Origin of the sequence: Deinococcus aerophilus (genome assembly GCF_014647075.1) — a bacterium.
Classification (GTDB): domain Bacteria; phylum Deinococcota; class Deinococci; order Deinococcales; family Deinococcaceae; genus Deinococcus; species Deinococcus aerophilus.
Genome location: NZ_BMOM01000023.1, coordinates 15,829 through 34,853, shown reverse-complemented (window position 1 = coordinate 34,853; position 19,025 = coordinate 15,829). Strand labels below are relative to the sequence as shown.

The window sequence follows — 19,025 nt, the reverse complement described above, 5'->3', positions numbered from 1 at the left end:
CCTCCCCCACTGGACTGGTCAGCAAGGGGGAAGCGGAACCGACCTGGGGGCCGGCCACTCCAGGTGGTGCCCCGAGGTGTCGTGCAGCTCCACAAAGTGCAGACGCCGCTGACAGACGAACCACAGCTCGTCGCGGTCATTGGGCAGGATGAAGTACGCGTCCGAGGACTCCGAGGGATTGTGGACGCTCATCACGCGGTAGGCCCCGTTCTCAGAGAACCCACTTTGCAGTGGCAGAGGCACCGGAGCCGCGCGGTCCACCCAGTTCCACGATCCGCACGAACATCGGGGGATGAAGGGCAAGCATGGCCCAGGGTGCGGCGAAGGTGGGGGCACGACTGGCCCGGTGGGCACAAGGTCAAGTCGGAGTCAATACCGGCTCAGGACTGGAGCCGCCTCTGCCCAGCTTGTCTGCAGACGACCCAGCCCCGCCAACGCCTGCCCATCCACCGGGCCGAGGGAGACGGGCAACTCCTCCAGGCCAAAGAAGCGCAACTCCGTGCCCTCCTCGCCGTCGGGAGTCGGGGTGCCGGTCCACTGCCGCACCAGATAGACGGCCACCACCTGATAGAACTCATCGCCGTTAGGCAGCTTCTGATAGGTCTGCGGCCCGCTGATGACTGTCAGAAACTCAGGGGTGATGGGCGTGAGGCCCGCCTCCTCCAGCAGTTCGCGCCTGAGCGTTTCTTCCAACGCCTCGCCCAGCTCCGCCACGCCGCCCAGGGTTCCCCACCCCCCGGTATCGGTTCGACGTTGCAGCAGAACCTCGTGTCTGGCATTCAGCACCAGCGCACACACCCCCACCCAGTTGACGGGCGCATGACCGATCATGGCGCGCAGATCACGGACATAATTCACGTCCGCCCCTCCTGGGCCTTGCGGCCCAACCGGGTCAGAGGCGGCAGATCGTGGGTAGAAAAAAAGCGGGCCTCCGCGATTTCCACGCCGTCCGGTACGGGCGTCCCACTCCATTCGGTCACGCGGAAGAGGGCCGTGTCGCTGTAGAACCCATCGCCGTTCGCCACCTGAGCGAGTTCGGTGGGGCTGAGCAGTTCCAGCAGCTCCACCGCGCCGACCCTCAGCCCGGCCTCCTCCAGGGCCTCACGCCTGAGGGTGTCCTCCAGCGCCTCCCCCAGCTCGCTGAGGCCCGTGATCAGCCCCGAGGTGCTGGCCCCCACACGCCGCAGCAACAGCATTTCGCCGCGCCCATTGGTGACGATGCCCGCCGCACCCACGAGATTGACGGGCCGCGTGCCGATGACCCGTCGCAACCTCCCCACATGGTCAAGTGTACTCACCTGAGTATCTTACACATCCAGAGCGTTCGCCTGCCGCACCGCGTCCCGAACCGCTGCGCAGACCGCTTCCTGCACCAGCGCACCCAACAGCAACGGATCAGCGGGTGGGCGCGTACAGGCGCTGAGCATGAAGGCGGCGTCGCCGTCCCAGGCGGTGTGGCTGGGGTGGATCACCCGGCCCAGGGCGGTCTGGGCGGCGTCGGCCAGGCGGCGGCACTCGGCCTTGGTCAGGGTGTGCTCGGTGACCACCGCGATCAGGGTGGTGTTCTCCACGTCGCCGGGCGTGAACGACACCGCTCCCGGCCCCGTGCCCGGCCCGGCGAGGACGCCGCCACGTTCGTCCAGCACGTCCCCGATGGGATTGACCACCGCCAGCGCCCCCACCTGTACGCCGTGACGCTCCAGCATCACGCTGCCCAGTCCCCCGGGCACCGTGCCGACCCCACCCAGGTACTTGCCGGCCGTGGTCCCGGTGCCCGCCCCTACCCGGCCCCGGGGCACGGGAGCGTCCGAGGCCGAGCGCGCCGCGGCCTCGCCTTCCCGCTCGCCGGGCCGGGCAGTAGGGTCGCCCACCCCTAGGTCATACACCACCGCGCCCGGTACCAGCGGCACGCGGGCCCAGGGCGTCGGGTGGCCCACCCCCCTTTCCTCCAGTACCCGCACCACACCGGTCGCCGCCGACAGGCCAAAAGCGCTGCCACCGGCCAGCAGCACAGCGTGGACACGCTCCACCTTCTTCTCGGGAGACAGCAGAACGCCCTCGCGGGTGGCCGGACTGGGCCCCAGAAACGAGGCCGAGGCCACCGCACCCTCATCCGGACACAGCACGACGGTACAGCCGGTCTGGCCCACCGGGTCGGTCCAGTGGCCCACCCGGAAGCCGGCAACGGCCGTCAGGGTGGTGTTGGGAGGGCTCAGATCTCGGGACGGCGCGGAGGACGGCATGGGCCACACCTTCGCACACGCCCCTTCCCTTCACCAGGTCAAGCCGCCTGTTCCCACCCAGCGATCGCAGGAACGGAGGCACATGAAAGGGGGCAGCCCCTGCATGAGCCACCCCTCCTTCACTTCATCCCTTGGTTGTGCCGCTCTGGTACGTTCCAGGCTCAGGAACGCTGGAAGTCCCAGACCAGACGGTAGGTGTCGAACTCCCTCTCCACGCTGAAGGACACCCGGCTGTCCACACCACGCTCGTAGATGTAGGTCAGCGCGTAGTCTCCCCCGGCCCCGGTATCGGTGGGGTTTACCAGCGTGAAGCCCTGGGCCTTGAACTGGCGGTCATAGAAGTCCATGACCTGCTGCAGGTTCAGGTTCGACCCCGCGATGCGGGCCATCAGGGTGCCGTCGACGTTGATGTCCGTCTCGGCCAGCAGGGAGCCCTGCGGGATCGAGAAGCTGACCGTGCCCGGATTGCTCGTGAGGTTGTTCAGCTCGATGGGGCCGTACAGCACGTAAGTGACACCGGCAAAGTCCTTGGCACTGGCCAGCGCGGTGCGGCCTGCGTTGGCGTTCTGCTCCGGCGTGAATTTGGTCACGCCCACCACGGTCACCGGCAGGACCGGCGTGGTCCCGGCCGCATTGTTGTTGTTGGCGTTGGCGTTCGTCGTGTTGCTGGACGTGTTGTTTGCCTTGTTTGCTGTGGTGTCCGTGACCGCATTGCTGCTGTTCGCCATGTTGGCCTTGACCCCGCTGAGGTCGAAGGTTGCGCGGTAGGTGTTGTCGTTCTGACGGGTCAGGTTGACGACCACGCTCGAGCCGCTGCGGGTATACGTGGCCTGCGCAGCGTTGCCCTGCATGGACTGCGCCGTGCGCTGGAACCCCTGGTTGCGTAGTTGCTGGTCGTGGTACGAGTAGACCGTCTGCAACGGAGCATTCACGCGGAAGGCCAGGATGGCGGTCTTTCCGTCGTACTTGGCACCCGTCACCGTGGCCTGCGGGTGGGCCGCGACCTTGAGGGTGGTGGACTGCATGCTGAGGCCATTCAGCTCACCGGGGCCGTACAGCGTCCAGCTCAGGCCATTCGTCGTGCCCGACAGCACGGCCTGCTGGGTCTGGGCAGCGGCGAGGGAGGCGATGGACAGCACGGCGCTCAGTGCAGCGGCACCAATCATGTTTCTGGGATTCTTGTTCATGGTTCACTCCAGTCACGATGGGATTTCCGCGGTTGGCATTGATGTAAGGCTTGATTCCTTTGCGTTCTCGTGGTGCTTGTCATTCAGCGAAGGACGGCCAACCGGGCATCGCAGGAGTCCACCCTACCCACCGGACAGCCGGCAAACATTTGAACGCCACCCTTTCAAAGAGTCTTCATGTTCCTGAAGTGAATGTAGGGCCAATTACACGATGAATCTGTGTCTAAAGCATGGCGGGTCATATGCTTTCGGGAGAAAACGACCTCTGTAGGGCCACAAGAAGAGGTCTCCTGTGTCTGCCGCTCATGAAGAACGCTGAAGCGACCAGCCAGCCTCCTCATCTGAGCAAAATTCTGTGGCTAAAGTCCTTCTTTAAGGACATTTGATGAGACCTTCAGGTGCAGACCAGCGACGACAACGGGTGCCGGGGAAAGGTTGGAAGATGATCCTCTCCTCCCGGCGGCCAGCGATCTCGTCTTCACTCCAGACCACCGAATTTCGGGCTGAGGACCGCACAGCGACGGGTGACCTGTACCGCCCAACGGGGGGGTCGGGAAATGCGCCGGACCGGGTATGTGGCGCTGGCTCTGGACCCCTTCACCCACCGAAGGTGCACGGTCTGCATGACGCGCAGGATGTCCGGCATTTTCCCGAATCCGCCGGAACACCAGGGTGGACATGGGACGTGCTTCCGAGAGACTGAGCGGGCTGGACAGCGTGACCCGGAGCGGCTGGGAGCGGTTTCTGCGTGGGCACCAGCTTGATGGGGGCGCTAGCGTGTACCGACGACCGCGTAAAGGGGATCGCCCCGTACTACGGCATCAACCCCCACGCGCTGGAAGCCGTGCGGCGCAGTTGCCCGGTGGTGGGCAGCACCCGGAAAGGGACATTACCCGCCGGCAGGGAGGGAAGGGAGAGCTCCTGTGTGATGGGCTTGCGGCGGCCGGTATTCCCCCACGGCCGCCGCTTTAACGCAGTACCTGAACACCGAGTGGAGGGGGAAGAGACTGCGGTCTCTTCCCCCTCCACTCGGTCCCGGACAGACCTCAGCCGGTCTTCAGGGCGTACCCGATGCCGCGGACGGTGCGGATGATGCCGTAGCCGTCGAGGTCGCGCAGCTTGGCGCGCATGTTCGCCATGTGGACGTCGACCACATTGCTGTTGCTCGGCAGTTCGCCGTTCCAGACCTCGCGCTCGATTTCCTGGCGTGAGTACACCCGCCCCGGCTGACGCGCCAGGAAGGTAAGCAGGTCAAATTCCTTGGGCGAGAGCCGCACCTCGTGGCCGTTGTAATGACACAGCCGTTTTTGAGGGTGGATCTCCAGCGCCCCGATGGTGATGACCTCGCCGTGTTGCTGGTGGCGCAGTTGAACCTTGACGCGGGCCACCAGTTCCTCGGGGTGAAAGGGCTTGGTCATGTAGTCGTCCGCACCCGCTTCCAGGAGGTTAACCTTGCGGTCCACAGCGTCCATGGCCGTCAGGATGATGATCGGCACACTGCTCGTCTTGCGCAGGCGGCGGGCGATCTCTGCCCCGTCAAAATCGGGCAGGCCCAGGTCGAGGATCACCAGGTCCGGATTGCTCTCGCGGGCGCTGGTCAGGCCGGTCACACCGTCGGGGGCGCTGAGCACCCGGTAGCCTGCCTGCTCCAGCTCATATTCCACGACGCGGGTGATGTCCGGATTGTCTTCGATCAATAGAATGCGTTGCTCCATGGCCACCCTCTTCTCAGCTCCTCCCCCGACGGCACGTCTGCGGTGTGAAGGACGTAATTCGCTTGTCTGTGCTCGGCTTGCGTCCCCAAGATTTCCGCACCATCGGGGTGAGAGATCTCCTCTGCTTTGGCACATGGTAGGGGGCGCAGCGGCGATCGGCGCACAGGCGCGGTTTATGGCTTCTTAACAGGCCGCATCAATTTTCGCCGGGAACGCTCACCGAGTCCACCTGAACTCCGTGGCGCAGCAACAGGGTCTTGAGGCGCTGCATGGCCGCCACCGCCTGCGTGCGGTGCTGCGGATAGAAGGCCAGGGTCAGGCGGGCGCTGAGTCCCGGACGCGGTTCCTGCGCCTGAATCTGCAGCGGTTTTCCGAACACCGGATCCTGCGTCACGTCGCTCAGAATGCGCGTGAAGGCCAGTTCGTCCACACCGTCGAGCGTGAAGGCGATGCCCTGAACGCCGCCGGGGGCCGCCGGTCCGGGTGCCGAGGAAGTCATGTCAGGCAGGGTAGCGCGTGGGCGAAAGGTCCGCAGCGCCGGGAAAAGCGCGGACAGCGCCGCAGCAACCGGCGTTCTACTCCCAATGACCCGCCGGGTTGTCCCTAGAATGCCGGGATGACGGGCGACCACGACGAGCTTTTCCATGACCAACCCGACCCTGCCGACACCGATCTGGCCGAGGGCGCGTACTTTGAGCACCTGAACGGCGCGGACCTGTATTTCGAGGTCGCCGGCGAGCTGGACTCGGGCGAGGCCCCGCTGGTCTACCTGCACGGCGGTCCCGGCTACAACAGCTACTCGTTCCGTGAACTGTTCGGTGAGGGCTGGACGGGCCGCCCCGTGATCTATCTGGACAGCCGCGGTTCGGGCCGCAGCGGACCGCTAGAGGACACCGAACAGGGCGCCGACACCCTGGATCTGGACACGCTGGTGGCGGACGTGGAGGCCCTGCGTGACTTCCTGGGTCTGGAGCGCATCGTACCGCTGGGCCACGGCTTCGGCGGGCTGGTGGCACTGGAGTACGCCCGCCGCCACCCGGCGCAGACCGAGCGTGTGGTGGTTGTCGGACCGTGGCTGCACTTTCCAGCGCTAGCCCTGACCCTTCTGCGCGAGGCCAGCGCCCTGCGCGGTGTGGCGCTGGAAGACCCCGCCGACGCCGTGCGCGCCGCCGCCGCGGAAGGCGAGCACCCGCCGGTGGGAGGCGCGCGGGTGGAGGCGGCCTTCAACCTGCTCAACGCCCGCGACCTGCTCAATGCCCTGGAGTTCGTGGACGCCCCCAGCCGCATGAGGCTGGAATTCGTGGACGCCGAAGGCCAGCTGGTGGGCGGCGGCGAGGTGCAGGAAGCGCTGGTCCATCAGGGCCTGTGGGAATTTGAATACCTGCCCTTTTTGCAGGACATCCGCCGCCCGGTGTACGTGATCGTGGGCGTGCATGACCGCACGAGCTACCCCGAACAGGTGCAGTTCCTGGCCGATCTGGCCGACGCCGATGTGACGGTGCTGGACGCCGGACACTATCCCTGGCTGGACGACGATGAGGCCTTTACTCAGGCGCTCGAGGACGCGCTGAGGCGCTGAGCCCGCCCGTGGCGGCGCAGCGCGGCGGGCCACAGGGGCAGCAGGCCCAGCAGCAGGGCCGTCAGCCCCCACATCAGCGTTGAGGTGGGCAGCGGCAGAGCGGCCAGCCCCGCGCCCAGGCTGAGGCCCACGGCATTGACGGCCAGCAGCGCGCCGATCACGCGGCCCCGCACCGCCGGAGCGGTCAGGTGCTGGGCCCGGGTGGTCGAGGCCACTTCCAGCAGCCCCAGGCCCACGCCGAACACCGCGGCCCCCAGCCACCACCCGGCCACGCCCGCATCCAGGAAACCCAGCGTTCCCGCCACCAGCACCCAGCGCCCCAGCCCGATCAGGGTGTCCAGCGACCACCGGGCCGCCAGCGGCGTGACCAGCGCGATGCCCAGCAGCACGCCGCCCGAGATCAGCATCTCGAAGATGGCGTAGTCGGCGGCCCCGCGGCCCTGCGTGGCCATCTGCAGAGGCGCGCGGGTGTTCATGACGTTCAGGGCGAGGTTCAGCCCCAGGCTCAGACCGAGCAGGGCCAGCAGCAGCGGCGAGCGGCGAATCACCGCCAGGCCCTCGCGCAGATCGGCGAGCGGGGCGGGGCGGCCCCCCGCCTGCGCGGCGCGCAGGGGAGGCAGGCCCAGCGTCGCCGCGCACAGCGCCAGAATCAGCGGCACACCCACCAGCAGTGCGCCCGGCGCTCCCAGCCCATGAATGAGCCCGCCCCCCAGCCCGTAGCCCACCAGGGGCGCGCCCATCAGTGCGCCGCTGCCCAGACTGTTGGCCCGGGACAGCGCCCCGGGCGATACCAGCCGCGGTACCAGCGCGCTGCCCGTGGCATAGGCCAGGGTGGACAGCAGCCCGTTCAGGAAGGCCAGGATCAGCAGGGGGGCCAGCGGCAGCTGACCAAGCAGGCCCCACAGCCCCACCCCCAGCACCGCCAGTCCCCGCAGCCCGGCGCTCAGGGCGAGCAGTCTCCGGGGAGACGACCGGTCCGCCAGCCCGCCGAGCAGCGGCCCCAGAAACCGCGGCAGGCTGCCGGCGAGCACCACCAGCCCCACCACCTCTGCGGACCCGGGGTGCGTGGCGGTGGCCAGGGCCAGAAAGGGCAGGGCCACGTACACGATGGCGTCTCCCAGCGCCGTGAACGAGAGGCCCGACCAGTACAGCCAGAAGGCGCGGGGCAGATCAGCGGAGGCCGGAACAGTGGTCATGGACCCAGCTTCCGGCGTACCCTACCCAAAATGCCGCAGACCATTTTGGGTTCATACCGGGGCGAATGGTTCACCGCCAGCACGCCCGAACAGGGCCGCCTGCTCAGCGATCCGGTGGCTCTGCGCCACCTGAAGCCGTTCATCGGGCGCACGCTGGGGGCCGGAGCCGCGGCGCGCGAGGCCGGGGTCACCGTGGAGCGCATGCTCTACCGGGTGCGGCAGTTCGTGCGGGTGGGGCTGCTGCGTCCGGCGGGCGAGGAGCGGCGGGCAGGCCGCCCGGTGCGGCTGTTCCGTGCGCCCGGCGGGCTGCGGGTGCCGTTCGCCCTCACACCCTTTGCCGATCTGGAAGCGCAGGTCGCCCGGCACAGCCGCCCATATGACCAGTTCCGGGCGCGTGTGGCCGGCCGCCGGCTGCAGCGGCTCGACCACCACGCCCGGCTCATCTACCGCGACGAACAGGGCGAGGTGAACTCCGAGACTGACGCGCCGGAGTTACAGGGACAGCTCAGCCGCGACTATACGGGGATCGTGTGGCTCGACGAGACCGACGCCCGGCGGCTGTCGCGCCTGATTGATGAGGTCCGCACCTTGATGCGTCACGGGGAAATGGACCATCCCGGACAGCAGCCCTACCTGATCCAGGCTGTGTTGCTCGCCCTGGAACTCGGGGAGCTGGACGAGTTTCAGGGTCCGCCCGGATAGACCGCTGACCGTCGTGAAAGGGCGCGGGCTGGGATGGCCTGTCCGGCTCCAGACGGCCGCCGCGCCCGGTGTCCAGCCCTCTTGGCCCGGTGCTGAGCGCAACTGAACGACCTGCCCGCGTCGGCCGCACCCCCGAGCGCCTCAGGCTTGACTGCAGTTACGGCAGTGACGCTCAGGCTATGGCCGCCGGATGACGTCACGGGGCCACACCTGTAGATTCAGGACATGCGCGGGCGAATGATGAAGAGAACGGGACTGTGGTTGCCGACCCCAGCGACGCGGGACAGACCGGCATGACCCTGATGGAACTGCGGGCCGTGTGGGGTCCTTCGTCATTGCTGGCTGTGGCTGTGGGGGCCCTGATTCAGGATGAACGCGGGCGCGTACTGCTGCAACGGCGGGGAGATGACGGGCTGTGGAGCGAGCCCGGCGGGGCGCTGGACCCCGGGGAGGACTTCCTGACTGGGGCGCGGCGCGAACTGATAGAAGAGACCGGCTTGGTCTGCCCCGACCTGCATCTGATGTCCCTGCCCGACGCCCTTCAGAGCGGGCCTGAACTGTTCCACCGCTATCCCAACGGCCACGAAAGCTACATTGTGGGAATGCGCGCACAGGGCACGTTGCCCGCCTCGGCGCTGAACCACGCTGCACCCGATGACAGCGGTGAGACCCTGGAGCTGAGGTGGTTTCCACTGGATGATCTCCCCCCCCTCAGCAACAATGCCAACCGCCTGAGCATGAACGTGCTGCGGGCACGGGTGGGCCTGCCGCCGGTGCCCCTGACTCCCTGGCCCGCGCCCCCACCGCTGGGCGAGCATCTGCTGAAGCTGCGCCGAAAGGTGGGGCCCCGTCCCCTCTTCTCCCCCGGGGCCAACGTGCTCGTCACCGACGAACACAACCGGTTGCTGCTGCTCAGGCACGCGGGGACAGGCCGCTGGACCCTACCCGGCGGCGGCCTGGAACCCGGCGAGAGCTTCGAGGCGTGCGCGCGGCGCGAACTCCTCGAGGAAACGGGGCTGCGGGCCAAACGGCTGGAGCCGCTGGAGATGTTCGCGGGGCCGCGCTACCGCTTCACCTACCCGCACGGGGATGTGGTGGACAACGTGTCCGTGCTGTACCGGGCGCACGGCGTCACGGGTACGCTGACTCCGCAGGACAGCGAGGTGCTGGCAGCCGGGTGGTTTGGTGCCGGGGCCTTGCCGGACGGTACGGAGCTGAACGGCGAGTTGATCCGTGTAAACGTGGACCTCTGGAAAACGTTGGGGCCGTAGAAAAGGAGCCAGGGCATGCTGCCCTGACCCCCTTCCCTTTCCTGTCGCGCGGAGCTTACTTCTCGCGGATGCTCCAGCCCTGGCCGCGCACGGCGTCCATTAGGCGGTCCATCACCGGGTCCACCTCGGCGTCGGTGAGGGTGCGTTCTCCCCGGAACACCAGCCGCACCGCCACCGAGCGGTTGCCGGCGCCGATCTGCTCGCCCGTGAACACGTCAAAGGGGTCCACGCTTTCGAGCAGGTCCCCGGCCTCACGGCGCAGCAGGGCGGCCACCTCGCCGTAGCCCACCGTCTGCGGCGCGATCACCGCGAGGTCCCGCCACGCGGCGGGCGCACGGCTGGGATCGCGGAAGCCCCAGACCCGGCCCGGCAGCGGCAGCCCCAGTTCGGTGATGAAGGTGTCCCCCTTCAGGCCAAAGTCCTGGGCGACTTCCGGGTGCAGCGCGCCCATCCAGCCGATGGCCTGCCCGTTCCAGACCACCTCTCCGGCAATGCCCGGATGCAGTGCGCTCGGCACGGCCCCGCCACGCAGTTGCCGCACTTCCAGGGCTGCCCCCACGCTGGCGGCAAAGGCCTTGATCAGTCCCTTGAACACGGCAAAGCCCCCCGCCACACCGCCGCCGGTGGTGGCCGGAGCCAGCGGGCCGCGCATGAGCAGTCCCAGCCGCTCGGCCTCGCCGGAGGCGGGAAAGGCCCGGCCCAGCTCGAACAGCAGGGTGCGCTCGCCTTTGGGGTGGGCCAGCGCGGCGCGCAGCAGGCTGGGGTACAGGGCGGTGCGCAGCGCGGTGCGGTCGGCCGTGAGTGGATTGCGCAGGCGCACGCCCGGAGCCTCGGCGCGGGCGCGGGCGGCCTCCTCGTCGCTGGAGAAGGTGTAGGTCACAACCTCCTGAAAGCCCTGACCGGCCAGCGCGCGCCGCAGGTCCTGGCGGACGTCGTTGGCCGCCGAGGCCCCGATGTTGCTGTCATGCACGCGCAGGGTGGGCAGCGTTTCGGGCAGGTGGGCGTAGCCGTGCAACCGGGCCACCTCCTCGGCCACGTCCTGCCAGATTGCCAGATCCACCCGCCAGGACGGGGGCTGCACGCTCAGGCAGTCGCCCTCGCCGGTCACGTGGCAGCCCAGCCGGGTCAGCAGGGCGCGCATCTCTGAGGTGGCGATGTCCATGCCGAGCAACGCGCGGATCTCTTCTCCCGTCACGGTGATCGCGCTGGGCTGCTCGGGCGTGCCCACCACTGCCGCGCCGGGGTGAACCTGCCCGCCCCCGGCCTCGGCGAGCAGACCCGCCACCCGGTCGGCGGCCCGGGGCGCGAGCAGCGGGTCCACGCCGCGCTCGTAGCGGTAGACGGCGTCGGTCTTGAGGCCCAGGCGGGTGCTCGTGCGGCGCAGCAGCACCGGGTCAAAGTGCGCGGACTCGATCACCACGTCCGAGGTATCGGCCCGCACGTGTCCGTGGTCGCCGCCCATGACGCCCGCGATGCCCAGCACGCCCGCCCCGGTGCGGGGTTCCCCCGCGTGTTCCAGGGCCTCGGCCACGCCGGGAACCGGTCGCTCCCGGCCGTCGAGGATCAGCAGGTCTTCGGGGCCCACCGTATGTTCGCCGCCCATCAGGTCGCGCACGTACTCGCCCTGACGCAGCCCGAAGGCCACCAGAATCTGATCGCCAGTCACGTCGCGCCGGTCGTACAGCGCCGTGGGCTGCCCGAGTTCGAGCATCACGTAGTTGCTGGTGTCCACGATCAGGTCGATGGGCCGCATGCCCGCCAGATTCAACCGGCGCTGCATCCACAGCGGAGCGGGGCCGTTGGTCAGGCCGCCGACCGTCCGGGCCACGAAGTGGTCGCAGCCAAAGCGCAGCTTGCGCGACGGATCGCGCTCGATGGTCAGGCCCCGGGGGGGCAGCCCCACCCGGATCTCGCCCTCGCCGCTGGGTGTGGGACCGGCGGAAGGCTCACGCAGCTCCAGCTGCAAAAAGGCAGCCAGATCGCGTGCCAGGCCCAGCGCACTCAGCACGTCGGCGCGGTTGGGCGTGACCTCCACGTCCAGCACGGTATCGGCGGCCCACAGCTCGCGCATGGGCGTGCCCGGCGCGGCAGTTCCGGCGGGGAAGAGCAGAATGCCCGAACTGCTTTCCCCAATCTCCAGCTCCTTGGCACTCGCAGCCATGCCCCAGGACTCCACACCCTGCAGGGTGCGCACGCCGTATTCCACGCCGCCCAGAGCCGTGCCCGGCGTGACCAGGGCCACCACCGTGCCGGGGGGCACCCCTACCGCGTTCGCCGCCCCGGTGGCGATCACGCGCTCGCCGTGCGGTCCGGCGTCCAGGGTCAGGCGGGTGAGCTGCGTGCCCTCCATTGCCTCGGCACGGCGCACGGCCACGAGCAGCACGCCCTCGGGCGGGGCCGGCACCTCCTCGGTGCCCTCCAGCGGCAGGCCCATGTTGGCAAAGGTCGGCTCCAGCTCGGAAACGGGCGGCAGGTCGGGAATCAGTTCTTTGAGCCAGGAATACGGCAGTTTCATGGGGTCTCCAGCAGGGTCAGGACCAGGGGGCGTGCGGCGGGGGGCATCAGGTTCACGGCGTCCAGCGCGCCGACATCCACCCACTGCGGGTCGTAGGAATTCTCAGGGCTGTGGCGCACACCCTCGGGGCCGTTCCCCAGTTGCATCTCGCCGGAACGGTGGGTGACCCGGAAGTAGTGCTCGCGGCTGCCCAGGTTGTCCAGGGTCAGCACCTCCTCGTGCACGTCCACCACGAGGTTGACCTCTTCGAGCAGTTCGCGGGCACACGCCTCGGCGGGCGTCTCGCCGGCCTCGATGCCGCCGCCCGGCAGGGTGGCGTACGCGCGGCCCTCCTTGCGGCGCAGCATCAGCAGCACCTGATGGTTTTGAATAAGAATGCCAACGGCGCGCGATCTCATGGATTCTCCTTGCTCAGATACAGGCCGAGCGCATGGATATGAAGCGGGTAAAACGCCTCCGGGCGGTCCTGAAGGGCGGTCCGGCATTCCCCCAGCGGCATCCAGCGGAAGTTGCCCGCCTCCGGCGACTGGGAGACCGGCTCACCTGCGGCCTCACAGACAAAGCTGTGGAGCAGGATCGAATACCCGCCCGACAGGTTCTGGGTGGTGCAGAAGGGTGCGTAGCTCATGACCTCGTATCCGTTCACGGTGCGGGTCATGGCCGCTTCTTCGCCCTCAATGCGGGTCACGCGCAGTCCGGTTTCCTCATGGACCTCACGGCGCAGGGCATCGAAGACGTTTTCATACTCACGCACCTTGCCCGCCGCCACTTCCAGCAGTCCGTTCTCGGTGCCCGCGCCCGGCTTGCGGCGTTCCTGAATCAGCACGCAGGGCTGCCCACCGACCTCACGGACCATGAGGGCCCCGACGCAGGGAATGGCGAACGTCTCGGCCATCCTCAGCCCAGCTCTCCCCGGAACTGGCCCAGCACCTTCGGATCGTTGGCGTAGAAGTACCGGATGTCCGGAATGCCGTACTTGAGCATGGCGATGCGCTCCGGCCCCAGGCCGAAGGCAAAGCCGGTCTTGCCCTCGTAGACGCGCGGCTTGCCCTGGGCCTCGCGCAGGTCGTCCACCGCCCTGAACACGTTGGGGTGGACCATGCCACAGCCGCCCAGCTCCAGCCACTTGCTCTCGCCGCGTGGGTTGTCCCACCACACCGCGAAGTCCGCGCCGGGTTCGGTAAAGGGGTAGTAGCTGGGCTGAAAGCGCACCTTCGCCGAGGGACCGTACAGCCCGCGCGCCATCTCGGCAATGGTGCCCTTGAGGTCGGCCATGGAGATGCCGTCGCCCACCACCAGTCCCTCAAGCTGGTGAAACATCGCCTCGTGGGTGGCGTCGGTGGCCTCGTAGCGGTAGACCTTGCCGCGCACCACGATCTTCAGCGCCGGTTCGTGGTCCACCATGTAGCGGATCTGCATGGGGCTGGTGTGGGTGCGCAGCAGGCGGCCGTCCTCCAGCCAGAAGGTGTCCTGCAGGTCACGGGCGGGGTGGTACCACGGCACGTTCAGGGCCTCGAAGTTGTGGTGCTCGTCCTCGACCTCCGGTCCCTCGACCACCGCGTAGCCCAGCCGTTCGTAGATGCGGGTCAGGTCGTCGTAGACCCGGTTGATGGGATGCAGGCCTCCGGCGGGCAGCGCCAGACCCGGCAGGGTCACGTCGATGGCCTCGGAGGCCAGCCGGGCGTCCAGCGCCGCACGTTTCAGGACCGCTTCCCGCTCGGTCAGGGCCGCGTCGATGGCCTGGCGCACCGCATTGATCTGCGCGCCGCGCGCCTTGCGCTCCTCGGGCGGCAACTTGCCCAGCGCTCCCAGTTCCCGGGTCACCAGACCGCTCTTGCCCACGTACTTCGTCTTGACTGCCTGCAGGGCGTCCAGCGTGTCGGCCCCGGAGATGGCCTGCAGCGCCTCCTGTTGCTGGGACTCTGAATGCTGGGGCTCTGGTTGATGGTTGTCCGTCATCTTGCTCCTCCTGTCGGTCGGTCCGTTCCACAAAAAAGCCCCGCCTCACAGAACAGGCGGGGTGACGCGCTCGACTTTGCTGCTAAGTCGGCGAACCCCCACGGCGGGTAAACGGCGAAAGTGTACCGGCGCGGGGCGTCATGCCCATCAGGGTAGCAGATCGGGCGGGGCCCCCCCCCGGAAGAAACGCTCCATGAACGGCCGACATGGAAAGAGAACGGAACGCCTCATCACCTCCGTGTGCAGAATAGGAACTCCATGTCCTTCCATCTGCCTGTCCGCCGCGGCCTGATGCTGCTCACCTGCGTTTCTCTGACGTTGTCGGCCTGTGGCCGCGCCCCGGAGGCGGGGGCGTTCCTGCCGCTCGCCGCGGCCGGAGAGCCGGTTCTCAACGAGGTGTATTACGACGCGCCGGGCACCGACACCGGCACCTTTATTGAACTGAAGGGTCCGGCCGGCAAGAGCCTGAGCGGCTACTCGCTGGCCGCCTTCGACACGGCGGGCACGCAGTACCGGACCATCACCCTCTCCGGCAGCATTCCGGCCAGCGGGTACTTCGTGGTGGCGCAGGACACCACCGTGCCCAACCGCTCGCTGGTGAACAGCGGCGCGGACCTGAACAACGGCAGCGCCAGCCTGCGCCTGCTGAAATCCGGCGCCATTGTGGACGCGCTGGCCTACGGCACGCCGGGCAGCAACCGGGGCGAGGGCAGCCCGGCCCCCACGACCGGAGCAGGCGGTGCGCTGGCCCGCGTGCCCGACGGCAGCGACACCAACGCGAACAGCGTGGATTTCCGGGTACAGGCCGCCACCCCGGGCGTGGCCAACGGGGGCGGGGGCACTTCCGGCAAGAAGGTCCTGTTTGACCTGACCAAGGCAGAGGACGCCGGAAACGCCGACTGGCGCATTGACGGAGCGTACAGCGACTATGCCGATGCGCTGCGCGGCCTGGGCTACACGGTGAGCAGCGTAACGGGCAGCAGCATCACGTCCACGACCCTGACGGGAGCGGCGGTGCTCGTGATCCCGGAGCCGCAGAGCCCTTTCAGCGACGCGGAGCGGACGGCCATTCAGTCCTTCGTGCAGGGGGGCGGCGGGGTGTTCATGATCACCGACCACCGCAGCAGCGACCGCAACAACAACGGCTGGGACAGCCCGGAAGTGTTCGACGGCTGGGACGGCAGCACCCCGGCAACCGTGGGCAGCACCCTGCAGGCCAGCCTGAACAGCGACGTGGTGTTCGGACTGAACGCCTCGTTCAATTCCAGCTTCAGCGATCCGGTCCTGACCGCCACGCCTCTGACCTCGCACCCGGTCCTGAACGGGGTGGGCAGCGCGGGCGTGTACGTGGGCACCAGCGTGGACGTGCTGGCCGGCACGGCGCTGATGGGCACCGGCGGCAAGACCTACCTGGCGGTGAACACGGTGGGCGCGGGCCGCGTGGCAATGTGGGGCGACAGCAGCACCTTCGGGGACAACACGTATTCGGATGGCAGCACCGGTACCTACAACAACTGGCCCAACCTGAGCAACGCCACCATGGGACAGAACATCGTGCGCTGGCTGGCCGGAGACCTATAAGCGCCGGCCCCGACCCGGTCCCTGCGGACCGGACACCCTGCGCGGGGGCGTCCGGTCCTTTCTATGGGGCCGGCATGCATGCCACCATATCGGCATGACGACGTGCAGGGCGGCCACATGACGCAGGCGGGGCCGGATGGATGAGGGCCGCACCGAACTGGCGCTGCTGGCTGCGGGAACGCTGCTGATCGTCAGCCTGGTCGTGAGCCGCCTGGGTGGACGGCTGGGCATTCCAGGGCTGCTGCTGTTTCTGGGCGTGGGCATGCTCGCCGGGTCGGACGGTCTGGGCATCCAGTTCAGCGACTACCGGCTGGCGCAGGCGCTGGGCACCGTGGCGCTGTGTTTCATCCTGTTTCAGGGCGGCCTGACCACCCACTGGGGCGATACGCGGCCGGTGCTGCGCCGGGGCCTGAGCCTGGCGACCCTGGGGGTCCTCGTCACGGCGGGGGTGATGGCCGCCTTCGTTCATTTCGCCTTCGGGTGGCCGTGGCTGGCGGCGTGGCTGCTCGGCGCGGTGGTCAGCAGCACCGACGCCTCGGCGGTGTTCAGCGTGCTCAAGGAACGGGCGCTGGGCCTCAAGGGGGACGTGGCCCCGCTGCTGGAGTTTGAATCCGGCGGCAACGATCCGATGGCCGTCTTCCTGACCGTAGGCCTGCTGGAACTCATCGCCCACCCCGGCATGTCGGTGCTGGAAATCGTGCCGCTGTTCCTGCGCCAGATGCTGCTGGGAGCCGTGCTGGGCGTGGTGCTGGGCCGCGCGGCGCTGTGGGCCCTCAACCGCCTGCAGCTGCAGTTCGAGGGGCTGTACTCGGTGCTCAGCCTCGCACTTGCCCTGACCATCTTCAGCGCGGCGGCGGTGGCGGGCGGCAGCGGCTTTCTGGCCATCTACATTGCGGGGGTGCTGCTCGGCAACGCCGACTTTCTGCACAAGCGCAGCCTGCTGTCCTTTCACGACGGGCTGGCGTGGCTGATGCAGGTGGCGATGTTCCTGACGCTGGGCCTGCTCGTCAATCCGCATGAGCTGCTGCCCACCGCCGGGCTGGCGCTGGCCTGCGCGCTGGTGCTGGTGTTCGTGGCCCGGCCCGCGGCCGTGTTCCTGAGCCTGGGCGCCTCCCGCATGCCCCGCAACGGCAAGGCGATGGTGGCCTGGGTGGGGCTGCGCGGCGCGGTGCCCATCGTGCTCGCGACCTTTCCGCTACTCGCGGGGGTGCCGCAGGCCCAGACGCTGTTCAACGTGGTCTTCTTCATCGTGCTCACCAGCGTGCTGGTGCAGGGCACCACCCTGACCTGGGTGGCCGACCGACTGGGCCTGCGGGAAGCGCGCGCCGTCCCCGCGCCTGCGCCCATCACCTACACCCCCACCGGCCACAGCGAGAACGCCCTGACCACGGTGGAGGTGCGCCCGGACAGTGACGCCGACGGCCAGCGCATCGTGGACCTGCACCTGCCGGTCGAGGCCCTGGTGGTGCTGATTCAGCGCCGGGGCGAGTACCTGATTCCCAAGGGCGCGACCCGGCTGGAGGCGGGCGACAGCGTGCAGGTGCTGGCGCAGGCGGAGGGACTGGACGAGGTCCAGCGCCGCCTGGGCCACTGACCCGCCGGCGCCGGCGCCCGTCCGGCAGGTGGCCCGCCCCTGTCTGAGCTGCGGAGACAGGCTCCATTTTTCGCCGCGCCGGAGTGTTACCGTACCCCTATGACCACCGCCCAGCGCAACGCCACCCCGTCCCAGCAGACGCCGCCTGCCGCGCCCCGTGACACGGCCGTCTTTGACCTGATCGCGCAGGAGGCCGAGCGCCAGCGCGTGGGCCTGGAGCTGATCGCCTCCGAGAACTTCACCTCGGCTGCCGTGCGCGAGGCGGCGGGCAGCGTGCTGACCAACAAGTATGCCGAAGGGTATCCCGGCAAGCGCTGGTACGGCGGCTGCGAGGTGGTGGATCAGGTGGAACTGCTCGCCATCGAGCGGGCCAAGCAGCTGTTCGGCGCCGAGTGGGCCAACGTGCAGCCCCACAGCGGCAGCAGCGCCAACATCGCGGTCTACGGCGCGCTGCTGCAGGAAGGGGACACCGTGCTGGGCATGGACCTGTCGCACGGCGGCCACCTGACCCACGGCAGCCCGGTGAATTTCAGCGGCCAGCGCTACACCATCGTGGGGTACAAGGTCAGCCCCGAGACCGAGCGGATCGACATGGACGAGGTGCGCCGCCTGGCCCTGGAACACAAACCGAAGATGATCATCGCCGGGGCAAGCGCCTACAGCCGCGTCATCGACTTCGAGGCCTTCCGCCGGGTGGCCGATGAGGTGGGGGCGGTGTTGTTCGCCGACATCGCGCACATCGCCGGGCTGGTCGCGGCGGGCGTGCATCCCAGCCCGCTGCCGCACGCCCACGTGGTCGCCACCACCACCCACAAGACCCTGCGCGGCCCGCGCAGCGGCCTGCTGCTTTCCAGCGATCCCGAGGTGGCCGCCAAGCTGGACCGCGCCATCTTCCCCGGTCATCAGGGCGGGCCGCTGGAGCACATCATCGCGGCCAAGGCGGTGGCTTTTGGCGAGGCGCTGCGCCCCGAGTTCCGGGCCTACGCCGAGCAGATCGTGAAGAACGCACAGGCGCTGGCGGCGGCGTTCCAGGACAAGGGCTACCGCGTGGTCTCGGGCGGCACCGACAACCACCTGTTTGTGCTGGACCTGCGCCCGCAGGGCCTGAACGGCACCAAGGCCACCAAGCGGCTGGACGCCAACCACATCACCATCTCCAAGAGCACGCTGCCCTACGACACCGAGAAGATTCTGCACGGCGGCGGCATCCGCATCGGCACGCCCGCCGTGACCACGCGCGGCATGGTAGAGGGCGACATGCCGAAAATCGCCGACCTGATTGACCGGGCCCTGAGGGGTGAGGCCGTCAAGGACGAGGTCCATGCCTTTGCGGGGGGCTTTCCGCTGCCCTGAGCTTTCTGGGTCATGCGGTGCGGGCAGGGGGTGAACCCCCTGCCCGCACCACATTTTCTTTCAGGGTCTTTCCGGGCCAAGATTTGCCGGTGGTCAGGGCCAAAGCTGTGATAAAGCTGTCACTCCGGCC

18 protein-coding genes are annotated in these 19,025 nt (G+C 68.4%); 6 read left to right on the top strand and 12 right to left on the bottom strand.

Features of this window, described 5'->3' with window-relative positions:
- Nucleotides 1-18: 18 nt before the first annotated feature.
- The 7 genes from IEY21_RS12805 to IEY21_RS12775 form a co-directional block, all read right to left on the bottom strand.
- Nucleotides 19-243, bottom strand: coding sequence for a hypothetical protein (locus IEY21_RS12805; RefSeq protein ID WP_229753087.1), 225 nt, complete (start codon nt 241-243; stop codon nt 19-21).
- Between the two features lie 126 nt (nt 244-369).
- Entirely contained in the window at nt 370-858 is a 489-nt protein-coding gene (locus tag IEY21_RS12800; protein ID WP_229753086.1) for an NUDIX hydrolase, read from the bottom strand.
- On the bottom strand, nt 855-1,280 hold the full coding sequence (locus IEY21_RS12795) for an NUDIX domain-containing protein (RefSeq protein ID WP_229753085.1): 426 nt from the start codon (nt 1,278-1,280) through the stop codon (nt 855-857). The genes IEY21_RS12800 and IEY21_RS12795 overlap by 4 nt, the downstream gene beginning before the upstream one ends.
- 27 nt (nt 1,281-1,307) lie before the next feature.
- Entirely contained in the window at nt 1,308-2,243 is a 936-nt protein-coding gene (locus IEY21_RS12790; protein WP_188904740.1) for a P1 family peptidase, read from the bottom strand.
- A gap of 161 nt (nt 2,244-2,404) precedes the next feature.
- Entirely contained in the window at nt 2,405-3,430 is a 1,026-nt protein-coding gene (locus tag IEY21_RS12785) for a hypothetical protein (RefSeq protein ID WP_188904739.1), read from the bottom strand.
- A 1,046-nt stretch (nt 3,431-4,476) separates the two neighbouring features.
- Nucleotides 4,477-5,145, bottom strand: coding sequence for a response regulator transcription factor (locus IEY21_RS12780; protein WP_188904738.1), 669 nt, complete (start codon nt 5,143-5,145; stop codon nt 4,477-4,479).
- Nucleotides 5,146-5,341: 196 nt separating this feature from the next.
- Nucleotides 5,342-5,644, bottom strand: a complete 303-nt coding sequence (locus IEY21_RS12775) for a hypothetical protein (protein ID WP_188904737.1) — start codon at nt 5,642-5,644, stop codon at nt 5,342-5,344.
- Nucleotides 5,645-5,761: 117 nt separating this feature from the next.
- Here IEY21_RS12775 and IEY21_RS12770 point away from each other — a divergent pair, with 117 nt between their 5' ends.
- Nucleotides 5,762-6,724: an alpha/beta fold hydrolase gene (locus tag IEY21_RS12770; protein WP_188904736.1), complete on the top strand. Its 963-nt coding sequence runs from the start codon at nt 5,762-5,764 to the stop codon at nt 6,722-6,724.
- Here the strand turns inward: IEY21_RS12770 and IEY21_RS12765 are convergent.
- Nucleotides 6,694-7,920: an MFS transporter gene (locus IEY21_RS12765; RefSeq protein WP_188904735.1), complete on the bottom strand. Its 1,227-nt coding sequence runs from the start codon at nt 7,918-7,920 to the stop codon at nt 6,694-6,696. The two genes, IEY21_RS12770 and IEY21_RS12765, sit on opposite strands and share 31 nt — an antisense overlap.
- Nucleotides 7,921-7,950: 30 nt before the next feature.
- Here IEY21_RS12765 and IEY21_RS12760 point away from each other — a divergent pair, with 30 nt between their 5' ends.
- Nucleotides 7,951-8,622 carry a hypothetical protein gene (locus tag IEY21_RS12760; RefSeq protein ID WP_188904734.1) on the top strand — a complete coding sequence of 224 codons (672 nt, stop codon included), beginning with the start codon at nt 7,951-7,953 and terminating at the stop codon, nt 8,620-8,622.
- A gap of 257 nt (nt 8,623-8,879) precedes the next feature.
- Nucleotides 8,880-9,893 carry an NUDIX domain-containing protein gene (locus IEY21_RS12755; protein WP_308424840.1) on the top strand — a complete coding sequence of 338 codons (1,014 nt, stop codon included), beginning with the start codon at nt 8,880-8,882 and terminating at the stop codon, nt 9,891-9,893.
- Between the two features lie 55 nt (nt 9,894-9,948).
- Here the strand turns inward: IEY21_RS12755 and IEY21_RS12750 are convergent, their stop codons facing one another.
- The 4 genes from IEY21_RS12750 to pheS are packed head-to-tail and all read right to left on the bottom strand — an operon-like array spanning nt 9,949 to nt 14,367.
- Nucleotides 9,949-12,408, bottom strand: a complete 2,460-nt coding sequence (locus tag IEY21_RS12750; protein ID WP_188904733.1) for a phenylalanine--tRNA ligase subunit beta — start codon at nt 12,406-12,408, stop codon at nt 9,949-9,951.
- The gene (locus IEY21_RS12745) at nt 12,405-12,806 is read right to left on the bottom strand and encodes an NUDIX hydrolase (protein ID WP_188904732.1); all 402 of its coding nucleotides are present in this window, start codon (nt 12,804-12,806) and stop codon (nt 12,405-12,407) included. The genes IEY21_RS12750 and IEY21_RS12745 overlap by 4 nt, the downstream gene beginning before the upstream one ends.
- Nucleotides 12,803-13,303 carry an NUDIX hydrolase gene (locus IEY21_RS12740; protein ID WP_188904731.1) on the bottom strand — a complete coding sequence of 167 codons (501 nt, stop codon included), beginning with the start codon at nt 13,301-13,303 and terminating at the stop codon, nt 12,803-12,805. The genes IEY21_RS12745 and IEY21_RS12740 overlap by 4 nt, the downstream gene beginning before the upstream one ends.
- Nucleotides 13,304-13,305: 2 nt before the next feature.
- Nucleotides 13,306-14,367, bottom strand: coding sequence for a phenylalanine--tRNA ligase subunit alpha (pheS, locus tag IEY21_RS12735; protein ID WP_188904730.1), 1,062 nt, complete (start codon nt 14,365-14,367; stop codon nt 13,306-13,308).
- 258 nt (nt 14,368-14,625) lie between these two features.
- Between pheS and IEY21_RS12730 the strand changes: the two genes are divergently transcribed.
- The 3 genes from IEY21_RS12730 to glyA all read left to right on the top strand — a co-directional run bounded on the left by IEY21_RS12730 (nt 14,626) and on the right by glyA (nt 18,895).
- Nucleotides 14,626-15,948 carry a lamin tail domain-containing protein gene (locus tag IEY21_RS12730; protein ID WP_188904729.1) on the top strand — a complete coding sequence of 441 codons (1,323 nt, stop codon included), beginning with the start codon at nt 14,626-14,628 and terminating at the stop codon, nt 15,946-15,948.
- A gap of 136 nt (nt 15,949-16,084) precedes the next feature.
- The gene (locus IEY21_RS12725; protein ID WP_188904728.1) at nt 16,085-17,542 is read left to right on the top strand and encodes a potassium/proton antiporter; all 1,458 of its coding nucleotides are present in this window, start codon (nt 16,085-16,087) and stop codon (nt 17,540-17,542) included.
- A gap of 99 nt (nt 17,543-17,641) precedes the next feature.
- Nucleotides 17,642-18,895, top strand: coding sequence for a serine hydroxymethyltransferase (glyA, locus tag IEY21_RS12720; protein WP_188904727.1), 1,254 nt, complete (start codon nt 17,642-17,644; stop codon nt 18,893-18,895).
- The last annotated feature ends 130 nt before the right edge of the window (nt 18,896-19,025 follow it).

Coding starts and splice junctions, on each gene's coding strand:
- IEY21_RS12790 (WP_188904740.1), bottom strand. CDS start 2,243: ATGCCGTCCTCCGCGCCGTCCCGAGATCTGAGCCCTCCCAACACCACC.
- IEY21_RS12785 (WP_188904739.1), bottom strand. CDS start 3,430: ATGAACAAGAATCCCAGAAACATGATTGGTGCCGCTGCACTGAGCGCC.
- IEY21_RS12780 (WP_188904738.1), bottom strand. CDS start 5,145: ATGGAGCAACGCATTCTATTGATCGAAGACAATCCGGACATCACCCGC.
- IEY21_RS12775 (WP_188904737.1), bottom strand. CDS start 5,644: ATGACTTCCTCGGCACCCGGACCGGCGGCCCCCGGCGGCGTTCAGGGC.
- IEY21_RS12770 (WP_188904736.1), top strand. CDS start 5,762: ATGACGGGCGACCACGACGAGCTTTTCCATGACCAACCCGACCCTGCC.
- IEY21_RS12765 (WP_188904735.1), bottom strand. CDS start 7,920: ATGACCACTGTTCCGGCCTCCGCTGATCTGCCCCGCGCCTTCTGGCTG.
- IEY21_RS12760 (WP_188904734.1), top strand. CDS start 7,951: ATGCCGCAGACCATTTTGGGTTCATACCGGGGCGAATGGTTCACCGCC.
- IEY21_RS12750 (WP_188904733.1), bottom strand. CDS start 12,408: ATGAAACTGCCGTATTCCTGGCTCAAAGAACTGATTCCCGACCTGCCG.
- IEY21_RS12745 (WP_188904732.1), bottom strand. CDS start 12,806: ATGAGATCGCGCGCCGTTGGCATTCTTATTCAAAACCATCAGGTGCTG.
- IEY21_RS12740 (WP_188904731.1), bottom strand. CDS start 13,303: ATGGCCGAGACGTTCGCCATTCCCTGCGTCGGGGCCCTCATGGTCCGT.
- pheS (WP_188904730.1), bottom strand. CDS start 14,367: ATGACGGACAACCATCAACCAGAGCCCCAGCATTCAGAGTCCCAGCAA.
- IEY21_RS12730 (WP_188904729.1), top strand. CDS start 14,626: ATGTCCTTCCATCTGCCTGTCCGCCGCGGCCTGATGCTGCTCACCTGC.
- IEY21_RS12725 (WP_188904728.1), top strand. CDS start 16,085: ATGGATGAGGGCCGCACCGAACTGGCGCTGCTGGCTGCGGGAACGCTG.
- glyA (WP_188904727.1), top strand. CDS start 17,642: ATGACCACCGCCCAGCGCAACGCCACCCCGTCCCAGCAGACGCCGCCT.